17 protein-coding genes and 1 riboswitch are annotated in these 15,455 nt (G+C 49.9%); of the genes, 5 read left to right on the top strand and 12 right to left on the bottom strand.

Annotated features, from left to right (window positions below):
* Nucleotides 1-39 precede the first annotated feature (39 nt).
* From A9180_RS05505 to fbaB, 6 genes are all read right to left on the bottom strand, one after another.
* A complete protein-coding gene (locus tag A9180_RS05505) occupies nt 40-1,395 on the bottom strand; it encodes a PTS galactitol transporter subunit IIC (RefSeq protein ID WP_064526941.1) in 1,356 nt (451 codons plus the stop codon).
* 3 nt (nt 1,396-1,398) lie between these two features.
* Nucleotides 1,399-1,683, bottom strand: coding sequence for a PTS galactitol transporter subunit IIB (gene gatB / locus A9180_RS05500; RefSeq protein WP_000823263.1), 285 nt, complete (start codon nt 1,681-1,683; stop codon nt 1,399-1,401).
* 34 nt (nt 1,684-1,717) lie between these two features.
* A complete protein-coding gene (gatA, locus tag A9180_RS05495; protein WP_064526938.1) occupies nt 1,718-2,167 on the bottom strand; it encodes a PTS galactitol transporter subunit IIA in 450 nt (149 codons plus the stop codon).
* Nucleotides 2,168-2,179: 12 nt separating this feature from the next.
* Nucleotides 2,180-3,442: a tagatose-bisphosphate aldolase subunit GatZ gene (gene gatZ, locus A9180_RS05490; protein WP_064526937.1), complete on the bottom strand. Its 1,263-nt coding sequence runs from the start codon at nt 3,440-3,442 to the stop codon at nt 2,180-2,182.
* 28 nt (nt 3,443-3,470) lie between these two features.
* Nucleotides 3,471-4,325 (bottom strand): tagatose bisphosphate family class II aldolase, encoded by an 855-nt coding sequence (locus A9180_RS05485; RefSeq protein WP_064526935.1) that lies wholly within the window; start codon nt 4,323-4,325, stop codon nt 3,471-3,473.
* 227 nt (nt 4,326-4,552) lie between these two features.
* Nucleotides 4,553-5,605, bottom strand: a complete 1,053-nt coding sequence (fbaB, locus tag A9180_RS05480) for a class I fructose-bisphosphate aldolase (RefSeq protein ID WP_064526933.1) — start codon at nt 5,603-5,605, stop codon at nt 4,553-4,555.
* A 256-nt stretch (nt 5,606-5,861) separates the two neighbouring features.
* On the opposite strand from fbaB, the gene A9180_RS05475 reads away from it, so the two are divergent.
* Genes A9180_RS05475 through A9180_RS05465 form a run of 3 tightly spaced genes read left to right on the top strand, consistent with a single transcriptional unit; the run spans nt 5,862 to nt 9,102 of the window.
* Nucleotides 5,862-7,139 (top strand): nucleoside permease, encoded by a 1,278-nt coding sequence (locus tag A9180_RS05475; protein ID WP_064526931.1) that lies wholly within the window; start codon nt 5,862-5,864, stop codon nt 7,137-7,139.
* Nucleotides 7,136-8,140: an ADP-ribosylglycohydrolase family protein gene (locus A9180_RS05470; RefSeq protein ID WP_064526929.1), complete on the top strand. Its 1,005-nt coding sequence runs from the start codon at nt 7,136-7,138 to the stop codon at nt 8,138-8,140. Before A9180_RS05475 ends, A9180_RS05470 begins: the two co-directional genes overlap by 4 nt.
* A complete protein-coding gene (locus A9180_RS05465; RefSeq protein WP_064526927.1) occupies nt 8,137-9,102 on the top strand; it encodes a carbohydrate kinase family protein in 966 nt (321 codons plus the stop codon). Before A9180_RS05470 ends, A9180_RS05465 begins: the two co-directional genes overlap by 4 nt.
* Here the strand turns inward: A9180_RS05465 and A9180_RS05460 are convergent.
* From A9180_RS05460 to rcnR, 5 genes are all read right to left on the bottom strand, one after another.
* Entirely contained in the window at nt 9,076-9,822 is a 747-nt protein-coding gene (locus tag A9180_RS05460; RefSeq protein WP_064526925.1) for a GntR family transcriptional regulator, read from the bottom strand. The genes A9180_RS05465 and A9180_RS05460 overlap by 27 nt on opposite strands.
* 51 nt (nt 9,823-9,873) lie before the next feature.
* Nucleotides 9,874-10,692 carry a glycoside hydrolase family 25 protein gene (locus tag A9180_RS05455; protein WP_064526923.1) on the bottom strand — a complete coding sequence of 273 codons (819 nt, stop codon included), beginning with the start codon at nt 10,690-10,692 and terminating at the stop codon, nt 9,874-9,876.
* 65 nt (nt 10,693-10,757) lie between these two features.
* Nucleotides 10,758-11,558: a bifunctional hydroxymethylpyrimidine kinase/phosphomethylpyrimidine kinase gene (gene thiD, locus A9180_RS05450; protein ID WP_064526920.1), complete on the bottom strand. Its 801-nt coding sequence runs from the start codon at nt 11,556-11,558 to the stop codon at nt 10,758-10,760.
* Nucleotides 11,555-12,343 carry a hydroxyethylthiazole kinase gene (gene thiM / locus A9180_RS05445; RefSeq protein WP_064526918.1) on the bottom strand — a complete coding sequence of 263 codons (789 nt, stop codon included), beginning with the start codon at nt 12,341-12,343 and terminating at the stop codon, nt 11,555-11,557. The genes thiD and thiM overlap by 4 nt, the downstream gene beginning before the upstream one ends.
* Before the next feature lie 34 nt (nt 12,344-12,377).
* Nucleotides 12,378-12,474: riboswitch (TPP riboswitch) on the bottom strand.
* A gap of 91 nt (nt 12,475-12,565) precedes the next feature.
* Nucleotides 12,566-12,838, bottom strand: a complete 273-nt coding sequence (gene rcnR / locus A9180_RS05440; protein ID WP_000019944.1) for a Ni(II)/Co(II)-binding transcriptional repressor RcnR — start codon at nt 12,836-12,838, stop codon at nt 12,566-12,568.
* Between the two features lie 120 nt (nt 12,839-12,958).
* Here rcnR and rcnA point away from each other — a divergent pair, with 120 nt between their 5' ends.
* Together rcnA and rcnB are read left to right on the top strand one after the other, a co-directional pair.
* Nucleotides 12,959-13,771, top strand: coding sequence for a nickel/cobalt efflux protein RcnA (rcnA, locus tag A9180_RS05435; RefSeq protein WP_064526916.1), 813 nt, complete (start codon nt 12,959-12,961; stop codon nt 13,769-13,771).
* 217 nt (nt 13,772-13,988) lie between these two features.
* Nucleotides 13,989-14,327, top strand: coding sequence for a Ni(II)/Co(II) efflux transporter accessory subunit RcnB (gene rcnB, locus A9180_RS05430; protein ID WP_000153060.1), 339 nt, complete (start codon nt 13,989-13,991; stop codon nt 14,325-14,327).
* An 81-nt stretch (nt 14,328-14,408) separates the two neighbouring features.
* Here the strand turns inward: rcnB and A9180_RS05425 are convergent, their stop codons facing one another.
* The gene (locus A9180_RS05425) at nt 14,409-15,443 is read right to left on the bottom strand and encodes a putative fimbrial-like adhesin protein (protein ID WP_064526914.1); all 1,035 of its coding nucleotides are present in this window, start codon (nt 15,441-15,443) and stop codon (nt 14,409-14,411) included.
* Nucleotides 15,444-15,455 lie beyond the last annotated feature (12 nt).

The following is a 15,455-nucleotide window of genomic DNA, read 5'->3' as shown; positions in this document are numbered from 1 at the left end:
AGATTGGTTAAGGGGGATATTCTCCCCCTCAGGTATAAATTATTCTGCGAGAGCAGTTTTCTCTTGTTTGATAAAACCACGTGCTCTACGCCAGGTCATGAAAATACCGGTGAGATAAATGGCACCGATAATAATGAAACCGGGAATATTTTGCGGTGAGAAAACCTGAATCAATAACCAGGTAATGGGTGAACCGCCCTGATCCATCGAAGCCACCATGCCTCCGGCTTTTAATGCGCCAGCATTGGCAGCCAGTTGCGTGTGCAGACCAATTGTTTGCGTCGCAATCCACAGGGTGATACTCATTATGATGACGCCAGAAATTAAGGTGCGGAACAGGTTTCCACGATGCACCGCTACCGCCATTGCCACAAAGAAGCCAATGGTTGCAAGGTCACCAAACGGCAACACCTGATTACCCGGAACACATACCGCAATCAGAATGGTGAGCGGGATAAAAATCAGGCTTGCCGACACCACCGCCGTATGCCCCAACAGCAATGCCGGATCCAGACCAATCAGAAACTCCTGACCGCCGAACTTCGCCTGCAAACGGCTGCGTGCCTGCTTCGCAATAGGCGTTAAGCCATCCATAATAGGCTTGATCACTCGAGGCATCAGCAACATAACGGCCGCCGTTTTTACTGCCAGTTGCAATACGCCTTTGACGTCGTAACCTGCGAGAATGCCGATGATCAGCCCCATCACAAACCCCACGGTGACAGGTTCACCAAAGGGACCAAATTTGCGCTGGATATCATCAGCACTGAATTTAATCTGGTTAACGCCAGGGATTTTTTCAATGATGGCATCGACCACCACCGCTATCGGCCCCATATACGCCGACGTACCATGCGGAATGGCAATACCTTCCAGTTCAAAGAAATCACGGGTATCACGGGCAAACCAGTCGCCGAGTTTATAAACAAATGCCGCGTGAATCACCACGCCCGCGATCCCAATCATCCATGAACCGGTCGCAAGATGCAGCAACGCACCGGTGAAGGTCATATGCCAGATATTCCAGATATCGACATTCACCACCCGCGTCATACGCGTGAGCAACATTGCCACGTTAACCAGAATCGCAATCGGAATCGCCACCAGCGCAATTTGCGATGCCCAGGTCATTGGTGAAGACCCCGGCCAGCCGACATCCACCACATGAAGATTTAAGTCGAAATTTTCCGCCATCGCTTTTGCAGCCGGGCCGATAGAATCGAGCATCAAACCAATAACCAGACCGATGCCAACAAAGCCAATCCCGATATGCAGTCCGGCTTTAAAGCAGTCACCAGACTTCATGCCTAATATTTTGGAAAATATGATAATAACAATCGGCAACATGACCGTGGGGCCAAGGTCGAGGATATAACGCATGACTTCTGAAAACATAGATCACCCCTGTAAAATTGTCAGAATCTTATTTTGTAATGCTTCGATACCTACACCAGAAACAAAAGGCATACCGTGAACTAACGGAATATCGCCAAAACTGCGGTCAACTCTGGCGGTAGTACAAATAAGATGTACACCATCCATATAGGTTTCGATTTCATTAACCCGACACTGGATTAATTCAACGGGGATATTATGGCTATGACACAACTCTTTAATTTCTTCCGCCGCCATCGTAGAGGTCGCAACCGCGCCTCCGCAAGCGACAATTATCTTGCGTTTCATAATCAATCCTTTTTATTGGTACAGAGGTGTTTGGTTATTCGGAATCTAAAATATGCTGTGTAAAATATTCCTTTAATTGCGCTTCAGAAATGGTGATTAGCGTTTCAACGACATCGGGCTGCTGCAACTTGCCAAATAAGCACCGCAAAAGCCTCAGTTGCTGCTGCGGATTTTCGACAATCAGCGCGATAATCAACGACACCGCCACATCGTTATCATCGTCAGCTTGCTGAAACTTAATTTTATTCGCCGGTCTTAACAGATAAATGGCTGACGATTTGGCGTGAATCGCCTCACAGTGCGGTATGGCGATAGCGTGCTGCTCAAGCAATATCCCAGTGGGAAATTCCGCCTCTCTGGCAATTAATGCCTGCGGCCAGGAGTCATGAACTACGTCTTGCGCGACCATTTCATTGCCGATATGGGTCAGTGCTTCACTGCGATCGGCAAAAGAGATTCCGCTGCGAACAAAGAGCTTTGTCATATACCGTCCTTATTATTCTGCACAACCGTAACGATAGGCACGTAAAACATCATAAATTTTATCCATAATCAGCGGATGCGGTATTGCTGATAATTCCCCGGCCTGAATGCGCTCAAATTGTTTGGGAAGATACTGACTAATTATTCCCAACGGGATTTCCACACCTTCCAGATTCGCCATCATCGTTTCGACGCTATTTTTAATCCGGCTATGCGGCCAGTAATAACGAATACGATCCGAAAGACTGTAACGAATATCCAGTAATGAATCGTTAAAACCAGGACGATAATATTTTTTCCAGTATTGTGGTTCGTCAAGCATCACTTCTTCAATCACGTCCAGACAACCGCTGCGATTTTCCGGCACTATAAGCTCCTTTTCAATTTGCGCCAGCGCAAATATCGCTTCCCGTAAAGCAAAGGTTAATGCCGGGCCGACTTTCAAAATCGCAAAGTGATCGCGTACTAATTCCCGATAAGCCGTCTGGGTCTGGTAATCGGTGGAATGCGCTTCATAAACCATTTTGGTGTTGATTATCCATTCGGCCAATGCCTGCGCTTCTTGCGCCTGATAATGGATAATATTGCTATGGTCAAACTCCACCCCAGGCTGCACCACGATGGCAATCACGCGCGTTAACGCCTCTGCCAGGCCACGGGCGATAAACGCTTTTTGATGCGTGCGTAACGTATTCGCGGCATCTTCTACCCGAGTGATGTGTACCGACTGAATGGCGCTGGCCTCACCGCCCGGAACCGGAACTTCGGTGCCAATAACATAGCTCAGTTGCTCACGCTGGCAATCTGTCGCCACGCTTTCCGCTACATGGCAGAGTACAGCAGCACGTTCAGCTACCGTTTCTGTGGCTAACGGCACTGGATCGCCAGCGCAGGACATTGACGCATCAAGATGAATTTTACTGAAACCTGCGCGAACGTATGCCTTTACCAGTTCGACGGATTTTTCCATCGCCGCATCCACGCTTTCCTGCTGCCAGCAATTCGGCCCCAGATGGTCGCCACCGAGAATAATGCGCTCACGCGCAAATCCGACTTTATCGGCAATTGCGAACACAAATTCACGAAAGTCCGCTGGCGTCATTCCGGTATAACCGCCAAATTGATTGACCTGGTTTGACGTTGCTTCAATTAATACTTTGCGCGTGCTGTTGCGATCAAAAGCCAGCGCCGCTTCGATAACCAGCGGATGTGCAGAACAGACTGAACATATGCCGATATGTTCACCGGCTTTATGCCGGGCAATTAACGTTTTCATTGTTTTTCCTTGTTAAATGGCAGGTGCGTTATGCCCTGCCCTCACAGCCACAATCGGCGATAACTTTACTCACGACATCGCGCATCGCTAATTTGGCCGGTTGCAAATAATCCCGAGGGTCGGTTGTCTGGGGATGTTCGGTCAGGTATTTTTTTAACCCCTGCGAAAAGGCATTTTTTAGCTCTGTCGCAACGTTGATTTTGCATATGCCCAGATTGATGGTTTGCCGAATATCCTGAGTCGATAATCCTGACGCACCGTGTAGCACCAACGGCAAGTCCACCCACTGGCGAATGGTTTCCAGCCGCGAAAAATCGAGTGCTGGGGCGCTGGCATACATACCGTGAGCAGTGCCGATCGCGACCGCCAGAGAATCAATGCCGGTTGCTTCGGCAAACTCGCGGGCCTGAACAGGATTGGTATAAAACGCATCGGCTTCATCTACTTGAACATCTTCTTCCTGGCCGCCCAGTTGCCCCAGTTCCGCTTCGACACTGACATCAAAGCGATGGCAAAAATCCACCACATCTTTGACTCGAGCAATGTTTTGCGCATAAGGCAGATGCGAAGCGTCAATCATCACCGAGCGCACGCCGGAGCGGACTTTTTGAGCTATATCGTCAAAATTAGTGTGATGGTCGAGATGAATCGCCAGCGGATGGTTGTATTGCTTCGCCATTGCGCTGACCAGCGCCAGTAGATTTTCTGTTCCAGCATGAGTAAAGGTGCCGGGCGTTCCGGCAATGATGACTGGTGCCTGCAGGTTGGCAGCGGTTTCCACCACCACTTGCATCGTTTCGAGATTGTGAATATTGAATGCAGGAACCGCGTAGCCGCCGCGTTGCGCGTTGTTCAGCATCTGCTTTGTCGATACCACGTACATTTTCATATCCTATCGTTTATTTTCGATTTCAAAATATAATGAAATTTTTTGTTTTTAAATGTCGCGATAACGATCACAAAAACGACAATATGAAAATTAATCCAGAATGACAGGCAAAAAAAATGGCCTCCCGGGGGAAGCCGTAACAAAGTGCACGTGGTTTTATGCCGGATGCGGCGCGAACGCCTTATCTGGCCTACGGGGCTGTGCTGTTCGTACGAAGCGTATCAGGCAATCGTAATTTTTTTATCGAGATAAACATCCTGCACGGCGTTAATCAGTCTTACACCGTCGGCCATCGATTTCTTGAACGCTTTACGTCCGAGAATCAGCCCCATTCCGCCCGCACGTTTATTGATGACCGCAGTACGCACCGCATCACTAAGATCGGTTTCACCGCCTGCTGCACCACCGGAGTTAATCAGCCCTGCGCGCCCCATATAACAGTTGGCTAACTGGTATCGCACCAGATCAATCGGGTTTTCGCTGGTCAGCTTGCTGTACACACGATCGTCGGTATAACCGTAATTAATCGCTTTATAGCCGCCGTTATTTTCCGCCATTTTTTGTTTGACGATATCTGCGCCTATGGTCGCCGCCAGATGGTTCGCCTGGCCGGTCAGGTCAGCGGAAACATGGTAATCGACACCATCTTTCTTAAAGGCTGAGTTACGCAAATAGGCCCACAGCACAGTCACCATGCCCAGCTCATGCGCGCGTTCAAAGGCCGCAGAAATTTCTTCAATCTGACGACGTGATTCTTCCGAGCCAAAGTAGATGGTCGCACCAACCGCCACCGCCCCCATATTGAACGCCTGCTCCACGCTGGCATACAACGTTTGATCATAGGTATTCGGGTAACTTAGCGTCTCGTTGTGATTAAGTTTGACGAGGAAAGGAATGCGGTGCGCGTAACGCCGCGATACCGATGCCAGCACACCGTAAGTTGACGCCACACAGTTACATCCCGCTTCGATCGCCAGTTCAACAATGTTCTTCGGGTCAAAGTAGAGCGGGTTAGCGGCAAATGAAGCCCCGGCAGAATGCTCGACGCCCTGGTCAACCGGCAGAATAGAAAGGTATCCTGTGCCGGCCAGACGCCCGGTGTTGTAAAGCGTCTGCATATTACGTAACACCGCTGGCGGACGATTATTGTCAATCATCACGCGGTCTACGTAATCATGTCCGGGGAGATAAAGCTGGTCAGAAGGAATAGTCATACAACGGTGCTGTAAAAGGTTGTCGGCGTCTTTGCCAAGCAACTGCGCAATATCTGTCATTACTATGCTCCCGTAAATTCCGATTAGATTTCGGCTATGGATTGTCCTGGCCCACCTTTGGCGGGCAATCATAATCCTGGTCGTTACGGGCTGGTTTTTCCATCTTCTGGATGTTTTTTCAGCGTTTTCTGTTGGCACGATTCATCAGAAAAAGTGTTACAGCGGTCAAGCTTTCACCGCAAAGGTATTTAAAAGGTATTATTAAGTGGTATTGTCAGCGCGTACCTTACATTACCTGTCATGAAGGAATTAAAAGATGAAAACAACAGCAAAGCTGTCGTTCATGATGTTTGTTGAATGGTTTATCTGGGGCGCGTGGTTTGTGCCATTGTGGTTATGGCTAAGTAAAAGCGGTTTCAGTGCCGGAGAAATTGGTTGGTCCTATGCCTGTACAGCCATTGCAGCGATCCTGTCACCTATTCTGGTTGGCTCCATCACTGACCGCTTTTTCTCGGCGCAGAAAGTGCTGGCTGTATTGATGTTCGCTGGTGCGGTGCTAATGTATTTCGCCGCGCAACAGACCACCTTTACCGGATTCTTCCCGTTACTGCTGGCCTACTCACTGACCTATATGCCGACCATTGCGCTGACAAACAGTATCGCGTTTGCTAACGTCCCGGATGTGGAGCGTGATTTTCCGCGCATTCGCGTACTGGGGACGATAGGCTGGATTGCCTCTGGTCTGGTCTGCGGATTCTTGCCTCAGATGCTGGGATATGACGATATCTCACCGACCAATATTCCGCTGTTAATTACCGCCGGAAGTTCCGCATTGCTCGGTGCATTTGCCTTGTTCCTGCCAGACACGCCGCCAAAAAGCACCGGCAAAATGGACATTAAAGTCATGCTCGGTCTGGATGCGCTGATCCTGCTACGCGATAAAAACTTCCTCGTCTTTTTCTTCTGTTCATTCCTGTTTGCGATGCCGTTGGCGTTCTATTACATCTTTGCCAACGGTTATCTGACCGAAGTCGGCATGAAAAACGCCACCGGCTGGATGACGCTCGGCCAGTTCTCTGAAATCTTCTTTATGCTGGCATTGCCGTTTTTCACCAAACGCTTTGGTATCAAAAAGGTATTATTACTTGGTCTGGTCACCGCTGCGATTCGTTATGGCTTCTTTATTTACGGTAGTGCGGATGAATATTTTACCTACGCGTTACTGTTCCTTGGCATTTTGCTGCACGGCGTGAGTTACGATTTTTACTACGTTACCGCCTACATCTACGTCGATAAAAAAGCCCCCGTGCATATGCGTACCGCCGCGCAGGGCTTGATCACGCTGTGCTGCCAGGGATTCGGCAGTTTGCTCGGCTATCGTCTTGGTGGCGTGATGATGGAGAAGATGTTTGCTTATCAGGACCCGGTAAACGGGCTGACCTTCAACTGGGCCGGGATGTGGACTTTCGGCGCGGTGATGATTGCCATTATCGCCGTGCTGTTCATGATTTTTTTCCGCGAATCCGACAACGAAATTACGGCCATCAAGGTCGATGATCGCGATATTGCGTTGACACAAGGGGAAGTTAAATGAAAACAGAACGTATTCTCGGTGCTCTTTACGGGCAGGCGTTAGGGGATGCGATGGGTATGCCGTCCGAGCTTTGGCCGCGCTCCCGCGTCAAAGCACACTTTGGCTGGATTGACCGTTTTTTGCCTGGCCCAAAGGAGAATAACGCAGCCTGTTATTTTAACCGCGGCGAATTTACCGACGACACCTCGATGGCGCTGTGTCTGGCGGATGCTTTACTGGAACGTGAAGGCGAGATCGACCCGGATCTGATTGGACGTAATATTCTCGACTGGGCGCTGCGTTTCGACGCTTTCAACAAAAACGTGCTTGGCCCGACCTCGAAGATTGCACTTAACGCCATTCGCAACGGTAAACCTGTAGCTGAACTGGAAAACAATGGCGTGACCAACGGCGCGGCAATGCGCGTCTCGCCATTAGGTTGTTTGCTTCCGGCGCGCGATGTTGACTCTTTTATTGATGATGTGGCGCTGGCGTCAAGCCCGACCCATAAATCCGATCTGGCGGTTGCAGGGGCGGTTGTTATCGCATGGGCGATTTCTCGCGCGATTGACGGAGAACGCTGGTCAGCAATTGTTGATTCCCTGCCCTCAATTGCGCGACATGCACAACAAAAACGCATCACCACGTTCAGCGCCTCTCTGGCGGCGCGTCTGGAGATTGCGCTGAAAATTGTGCGCAATGCCGACGGCACCGAGTCCGCCAGCGAACAGCTTTATCAGGTTGTTGGCGCGGGCACCAGCACCATTGAATCCGTGCCGTGCGCCATTGCGCTGGTTGAGCTGGCACAAACCGATCCTAACCGTTGCGCCGTTCTGTGCGCCAATCTTGGTGGTGACACTGACACCATCGGCGCCATGGCGACGGCAATTTGTGGCGCGTTGCATGGCGTTAACGCTATCGATCCTGCGTTAAAGGCGGAACTGGATGCGGTAAATCAGCTTGATTTCAACCGCTATGCCACGGCACTGGCGAAATATCGTCAACAACGGGAGGCAGTATGAGCGGCGCTCGATTACACACGCTGCTGCCTGAATTAACTACGCGTCAGCCGGTGATGGTGATTGGTGCGGCGGTCATTGATGTGATCGCCGACGCTTACGCCCTGCCCTGGCGCGGGTGCGATATCGAGCTGAAACAGCAGAGCGTTAACGTTGGCGGCTGCGCACTGAATATTGCCGTGGCGTTAAAGCGCCTCGGCATCGAAGCGGGTAACGCCTTGCCGCTCGGTCAGGGAGTGTGGGCGGAGATTATTCGCAACCGGATGGCAAAAGAGGGATTAATCAGCCTGATTGATAACGCCGAAGGCGATAATGGCTGGTGTCTGGCGCTGGTTGAGCCGGATGGCGAACGCACGTTTATGTCATTCAGTGGTGTGGAAAATCAGTGGAATCGCCAGTGGTTGGCGCGATTAACCGTTGCGCCTGGCAGCCTGCTCTATTTTTCCGGTTATCAACTGGCCTCGCCCTGTGGCGAATTGTTAGTGAAATGGCTGGAAGAGCTGCCAGACGTGACGCCGTTTATCGATTTTGGCCCCCGTATTGGCGATATCCCGGATGCATTACTGGCGCGCATCATGGCCTGTCGACCATTAGTGTCTCTCAATCGTCAGGAGGCTGAGATTGCCGCCGAACGTTTTGCTTTATCCGCAGATATAACAACGCTTGGCAAGCAATGGCAGGAGAAATTTGCCGCACCGTTGATCGTTCGCCTCGATAAAGAAGGTGCCTGGTATTTCAGCGATAACGTTTCAGGCTGTATACCGGCATTTCCAACGCATGTCGTAGATACAATTGGCGCAGGTGATAGCCATGCTGGTGGCGTACTGGCCGGGCTGGCATCCGGTCTGCCACTGGCAGATGCAGTATTGCTGGGCAATGCGGTGGCGTCGTGGGTTGTCGGGCATCGCGGCGGGGATTGCGCGCCGACGCGCGAGGAACTACTCCTCGCACACAAAAACGTATAAATCGCTGCGACAGCGGCTGATGCTGTATTCAATAGGCCGTTGCTGTTGGTCAAGCGCTACTTGCTTGATCACCAGCACCGGTATTTTGCTATCTAACTGAATATGTGACTGAAACTCGGCATCCGGCATTCGGGCGCTAACGCGGGAACGGGTACACTTTGGAAAAATATGCTGACTGCGGAAGTAGTCATAAAGAGAAATACCGATGGCATCAACATCATGAATTAAATGAGCAGGAACCCACGACTCCTCAATCGATACCGCTTCTTCATCCACATAACGAATACGCTTAAGCAAGAAGACATCACTTCCCGCTTCAACCGCCAGTTGCTGTGCCACCTCTTCAGGGCACTTTACCACTCGCTTGTTAACCCATAGCGTATCGGGCTTTTTACCGCGCAACACCACCTGCTGAGAAAAACCTCGCGCTTCTTTCAGCGAGTATTCGAAGATGTTGTTGATCTGCGTACCGTAGCCACGCGAACGCGTCACCACGCCCTCTTCTTCCAGCGTCTGCATCGCTTTGCGCACCGTAATACGCGAAACGCCGGTTAACTGACTTAAATCGCGCTCGCCGGGTAAAATATTGCCATGCTCCAGCACTCCGCTGCGTACGGCATTTTTTACCGTTTCCGCAAACTTAATATAAAGCGGCGTGTTGTCCGCCGCTAAAATACGTTCGTTCAGTTGGGCGATAAGCTGGGTATGCGCTTGTTCCATTTGTCTTTTTCCTGCCGGGGAATCTGGTAGGAGTATATCACTGCTGGTTATTTAAGGCGTTTCTTTAATGCCATCAACGAAAGCCTGCAACTCCTCCGCTGTGCCATTAAACACATTAAAATCCACCGGGCCATTAATGCCATCTACCTGTCCACGGTCGGAATGCTGCCAGAAACGCCAGGCCATGCCGTCATTGTCCGGACGACGTTGATAATAGTGAGCCACCCACCACGGATATTCATTGAAATAGCCCGCCAGATTCGTGTGATAAAAAACGGCTCCGGAGTAAATAATCGGCTTTTTTCCCGTGCTTTTTTCGACCATTTTTAGCCACTGACTTACCCGCTTGCGTAATTCCTTCGCCGATAATTTTCCCCGTTCTTCTACGTCCAGTACCGCGGGGAGATCGCCTTGAGAGAAATCCACCGTTTGCAGAAATAATTGCGCCTGATCGGTGGCGGATACCGACGGAGAAAAATAATGATACGCGCCACGCAGCAGGCCATTTTGACGGCTTTGACGCCAGTTACGCGAAAAATAGGGGTCCACCAGGTTTTCGCCTTCCGTCGCCTTAATAAAAGCAAACTGTAAGCGGATACCGTTGTCGCGCATTTTTGCGACACGCTGCCAGTCGATCCGCGCCTGCCAGCGTGAAACATCAATACCGTGAATGGTGTAATTGGCAGGAATGCGAATAGCAAAAGATTTGACCGGACGATAGCCATAAAAGTAGATGTAGTCTTTAATCTGAATTGCTGTCGAATAGAAAAAATTCACCGTCTGGCCAGGATGAATCGCAACAATGGAAATTAGCCCCAGAGTGCATAGCAAAGCGGTGAATTTTTTTCGACTGGCGATTCTTAGCTGCATTGGTTTCATCCCTGAATTTCAGCGCGAAAAAGCTGAAAAATGCCAAAGCAGCTATAGTACGGTGCTCACCACCACGCGTGAAAGTGGTGAACCGGACCAATCCCGTGACCGACTTCCAGCGTGTCTGCCTGCGCTAACGCCGCTGAAAGCCAGCTTTTTGCTTCCTGAACGGTGTCGCCCCAGTTTGTATGGCGCAGACGCAATGCCGCCAGCGCCGCAGAGAGCGTACAACCCGTGCCATGGGTGTTTTTGGTCATAATGCGCGGCGCGGTAAACCGCTGTTCGCCGTCGCGAGTAAACAGCCAATCCGGGCTTTGCTCATCATCCAGATGACCGCCTTTCATCAGCACTGCACCGCAGCCCATCGCCAACAGTGCTCGCCCCTGCTCCCGCATTTCCTGTTCGTTATGCGCATGTGGCGCGTCGAGCAAGGCGGCAGCTTCGGGCAAGTTTGGCGTTATTAATGAAACCCGTGGCAATAATCGACTGCGCAGCGTGGCAACCGCCGAAGGTGAAAGTAGCGGGTCGCCGCTTTTTGCCTGCATGACGGTATCCAGTACCACGTTTTGGATCTGGTAACGTTGCAGCCGTTCTGCCACCGCTTCAACGATATCGGTTTCCGCCAGCATGCCGATTTTGGTGGTGTCGATTCGTACATCGCTGAACACCGAATCAAGTTGTGCAGCGACAAAATCAGGCTCAATGCGATACACCGACTGTACGCCACGGGTATTTTGCGCCACCAGCGCGGTGATTACCGAGCAACCGTACGCACCTAGCGCCGAGAAGGTTTTAAGATCGGCCTGAATTCCTGCACCACCACTCGGATCAGTACCGGCAATCGTCAGAGCGTTAATCCGTTTCATGCCAGTACCTCCTGCGTCAATTGCCAGAGCGCATCAAGGAAATGTGGAACAAAACTGCCCGGCCCCTCGCTTCTGGCGACTGCGCGCTCTCCGGCTTGTTTCATCCAGTGACAGCCAGATGCGACGTTTTCCAGCGTATCGCCAGGTAATGCACAACAGGCAGCAACAACCGCCGATAATGCACAGCCAGTTCCTACCACTTTGGTCATTAACGGATCGCCGCCGTGAATACCAACGGTGCGACGACCATCGGTAATATAATCCACCTCGCCAGTGACCACGACGACTGCGCCAGTTTCCAGAGCCAGAGTTTGCGCAGCAGGCAATGCGCTTACTGTGGCGTCAGTGGTATCCACACCACGGCCACCATTGGAAATGCCCGCTAATGCCATGATTTCCGATGCATTACCGCGTATCGCTGCCGGTTTAAAAGATAAAAGTTCATGACAAAAACGGCGACGATAATCGAGCGCACCAACCGCGACCGGATCAAGCGTCCAGGGCGTTTGGGAGTGTTTTGCATGTTCAACGGCGGCACGCATCGCCCGTGCGCGTGGCTGCGTCAGTGTGCCAACGTTAATCAGCAAAGCACTGGCGATGGCCGAAAATTGACTGGCCTCTTCGGTTTCGATAACCATCGCTGGCGATGCACCGAGCGCCAGCAAGGTATTGGCAGTAAAGGTTTGCACCACATCATTGGTCATGCAATGCACAAGGGGGGAATGTTGGTGAAAAAGGTGTAACGCGTGCGCAGGTTGCGCCGGACTCAGCAGGTCGATTTGCATAGTTTGCTCCTGCCATAACGTGAAGAAGCAATGACCTGGCGGCCTGTGACTTCCCTACGCTGGCATTATCCAGATCAGGTGATACGGGTATTTCTCAGCCTTCACGCAGAAGGGCACCCCGAGTCGTTTAGTTGCGATGATGAATCGCAGATGAGGATGGTAATGTCCCGCGCACACGTTGTAAACGAGGAAAAACGGCGGTATTACAATAATGTTGTGAAATTATTTGATATAAGAATCCAGCACCTTAAGAACAACATCCAGGTCTTCTTCACGCTTTAGCTCATCCCCCTGGTGAACTATGTGTTCCGTCAGATGACCTTTAATCACTTCCCGCATCAAACCGTTTACCGCACCACGGATAGCGGCAATCTGTTGTAGAACGGCAGCGCATTCGTGCGGCTCGTCGAGCATTTTCTTGAGCGCGACGACCTGTCCCTGAATCTTACTGGCGCGTGCTTTCAGTTTCTGTTTATCGCGAATGGTATGAGACATGGTAACACCTGGTTAACAAGATCATGGAAAATCATAGCACTACTAATCTACTGGGGGGTAGTATCATGTACTGGGGGGGAGTAGAATCAGGCCGCCGACTTAATACTAAGAATTATTATCATGACCGAATTTACCACTCTTCTTCAGCAAGGAAACGCCTGGTTTTTCATCCCCAGCGCCATCTTACTTGGTGCGCTACATGGTCTGGAGCCAGGACACTCAAAAACGATGATGGCGGCGTTTATTATCGCCATTAAAGGCACCATCAAACAGGCGGTGATGCTTGGACTGGCGGCAACCATATCGCATACCGTGGTAGTCTGGTTGATTGCTTTTGGTGGGATGGTGATAAGCAAACGCTTTACTGCGCAGTCAGCGGAACCGTGGCTCCAGCTGATTTCCGCGGTGATCATTATTGGCACCGCGTTCTGGATGTTCTGGCGCACCTGGCGCGGCGAACGAAGCTGGCTTGAGAATATGCACGGGCATGATCATGAACATCATCACGACCACGAACATCACCACCATCATGAACATAGCGACAGCGAAGAGTATCAGGATGCCCATGCACGAGCCCATGCCAATGACATTAAACGCCGCTTCGATGGCAGAGAAGTGACCAACTGGCAAATTTTATTGTTTGGTTTAACAGGTGGACTGATCCCCTGCCCAGCGGCAATTACCGTGCTATTGATTTGCATTCAGTTGAAAGCCCTGACACTGGGCGCAACACTGGTCGTCAGTTTCAGCATTGGCCTGGCGTTAACGCTGGTCACCGTAGGCGTTGGGGCGGCAATCAGTGTTCAACAGGTTGCAAAACGCTGGCGCGGATTTAACACTGTCGCTAAACGCGCCCCCTATTTCTCCAGTCTGTTAATTGGCTTAGTCGGGTTGTATATGGGAGTGCATGGCTTTATGGGTATTATGAGATAAAACAATTACCTGGGCTTCGCTATCCCTTTAGCCCAGGATGATTCTTAAATCAACTTATTCCGCTGACTTCTCGTTCAATGAGGATGCTTTTGCTGCATCCTTTCATTTACACTTTTTACGAAATCATGGGATCACTAACAAAATATCTCTTGTCGGTTATATTGTATGGCAGGAAAGATATGCGACTGATTTTACTGATCCCCAAAGTGGAGAGTATATGACCATAAAAAATAAGATGTTGCTGGGTGCGCTTTTGCTGGTAACCAGCGCAGCATGGGCCGCACCAGCCACCGCGGGTTCGACCAATGCCTCGGGAATTTCAAAGTATGAGTTAAGCAGTTTCATTGCTGACTTCAAGCATTTCAAACCAGGTGACACCGTACCAGAAATGTACCGTACCGATGAGTACAACATTAAGCAGTGGCAGTTGCGTAATCTGCCCGCCCCTGACGCCGGAACCCACTGGACCTATATGGGCGGTGCATATGTGCTGATCAACGATACCGACGGGAAAATCATTAAAGCCTACGATGGTGAGATTTTTTATCATCGCTAAAAAAAGCCCCCTCGGAGAGAGGGGGAAATGCAGACACCTTATTATTTTTTATTATTAGCCACTTACTGGTCTTGCTTGCTATTAGTCGTATTTCACGTTGATTAATGCGGTTGCCTCCAGTGCGCCAGATTTAACTTTATTTTTATCATAAACATAGTAACTGGCTGTTACTGGAATTGAAACCGTTGTATCTGTAATTTTTGACTTCGCCGCAATTTCTTTTAAATTTGTGTATCCTTTACTGCTGTCAGTGATATTTAAAAGTGTGACTGGCGAACCATCATTTTCAAGAATAAATCCTACGCCATTATCTTCCGGCCCTTTCAGTACCGTGTTACTGTTGGTTAACAAGTCAGAACTTGATAAATACACCTGCATTTTCCGTGATGTTTGATTTTGTTGACCTAATAAATTTTTACAACGCAGAATAATATTCCCTTCTTCACTATTTATTGTTGCTTTGTTACCTGTGTCTGGTAATTGTGAAACGGGAATACTCTTTAAAGTAATTAATAAATCATCAGGTTTGCAGGTCGTTGTTATCGGGTTGTATGATAATGCCAGATTAAAGGAATAGACACCGGCATTTTGTGCCAATGCATTTCTGTAGCTATTCACACATGCATCCCACGACTTTCCTCCTAACAGACACATTAAAAATTGCACTGCGGCACTCCCACGCGTTGTTGATGAAGCACTGGATAATGTCGCGACACCATTAATCATCACTGCTCCGCCGCCCCCCGCAGAAACATTCACTTTCGCGTTACTGGCCACCGATGTCACGGTTACTGAATAACCATTTGTGAAGCTGGTCTGGTTATTTGATAATGTGATGCTGTTTTTATTAGTCCATTCAAAATGTAAATTTAATTTAATGGTATCGTTATAAAGCCCAACAATAATATCCGAAGGACTCATAGGGGCGATGGTATTCGTACTCACACATGACGAATCATTAAAATTATGTTCATATTTCGCTGTTTGTGTTTGAGTCAGTGCAAAGTCCCCCTGAACAACCAGATTATGCTGCGCTGACAACTCTCCATAACATGCCGCATAGCTCGCAGGTATAACCATCACCATGAATATAAATAATACTATGTTAATTTTCATAAAACTACCCGA

This window comes from Escherichia sp. B1147, from assembly GCF_001660175.1.
Classification (GTDB): domain Bacteria; phylum Pseudomonadota; class Gammaproteobacteria; order Enterobacterales; family Enterobacteriaceae; genus Escherichia; species Escherichia whittamii.
Note: the sequence above shows the minus strand (reverse complement) of the source record. Positions and strands in the feature narration are given on the sequence as shown.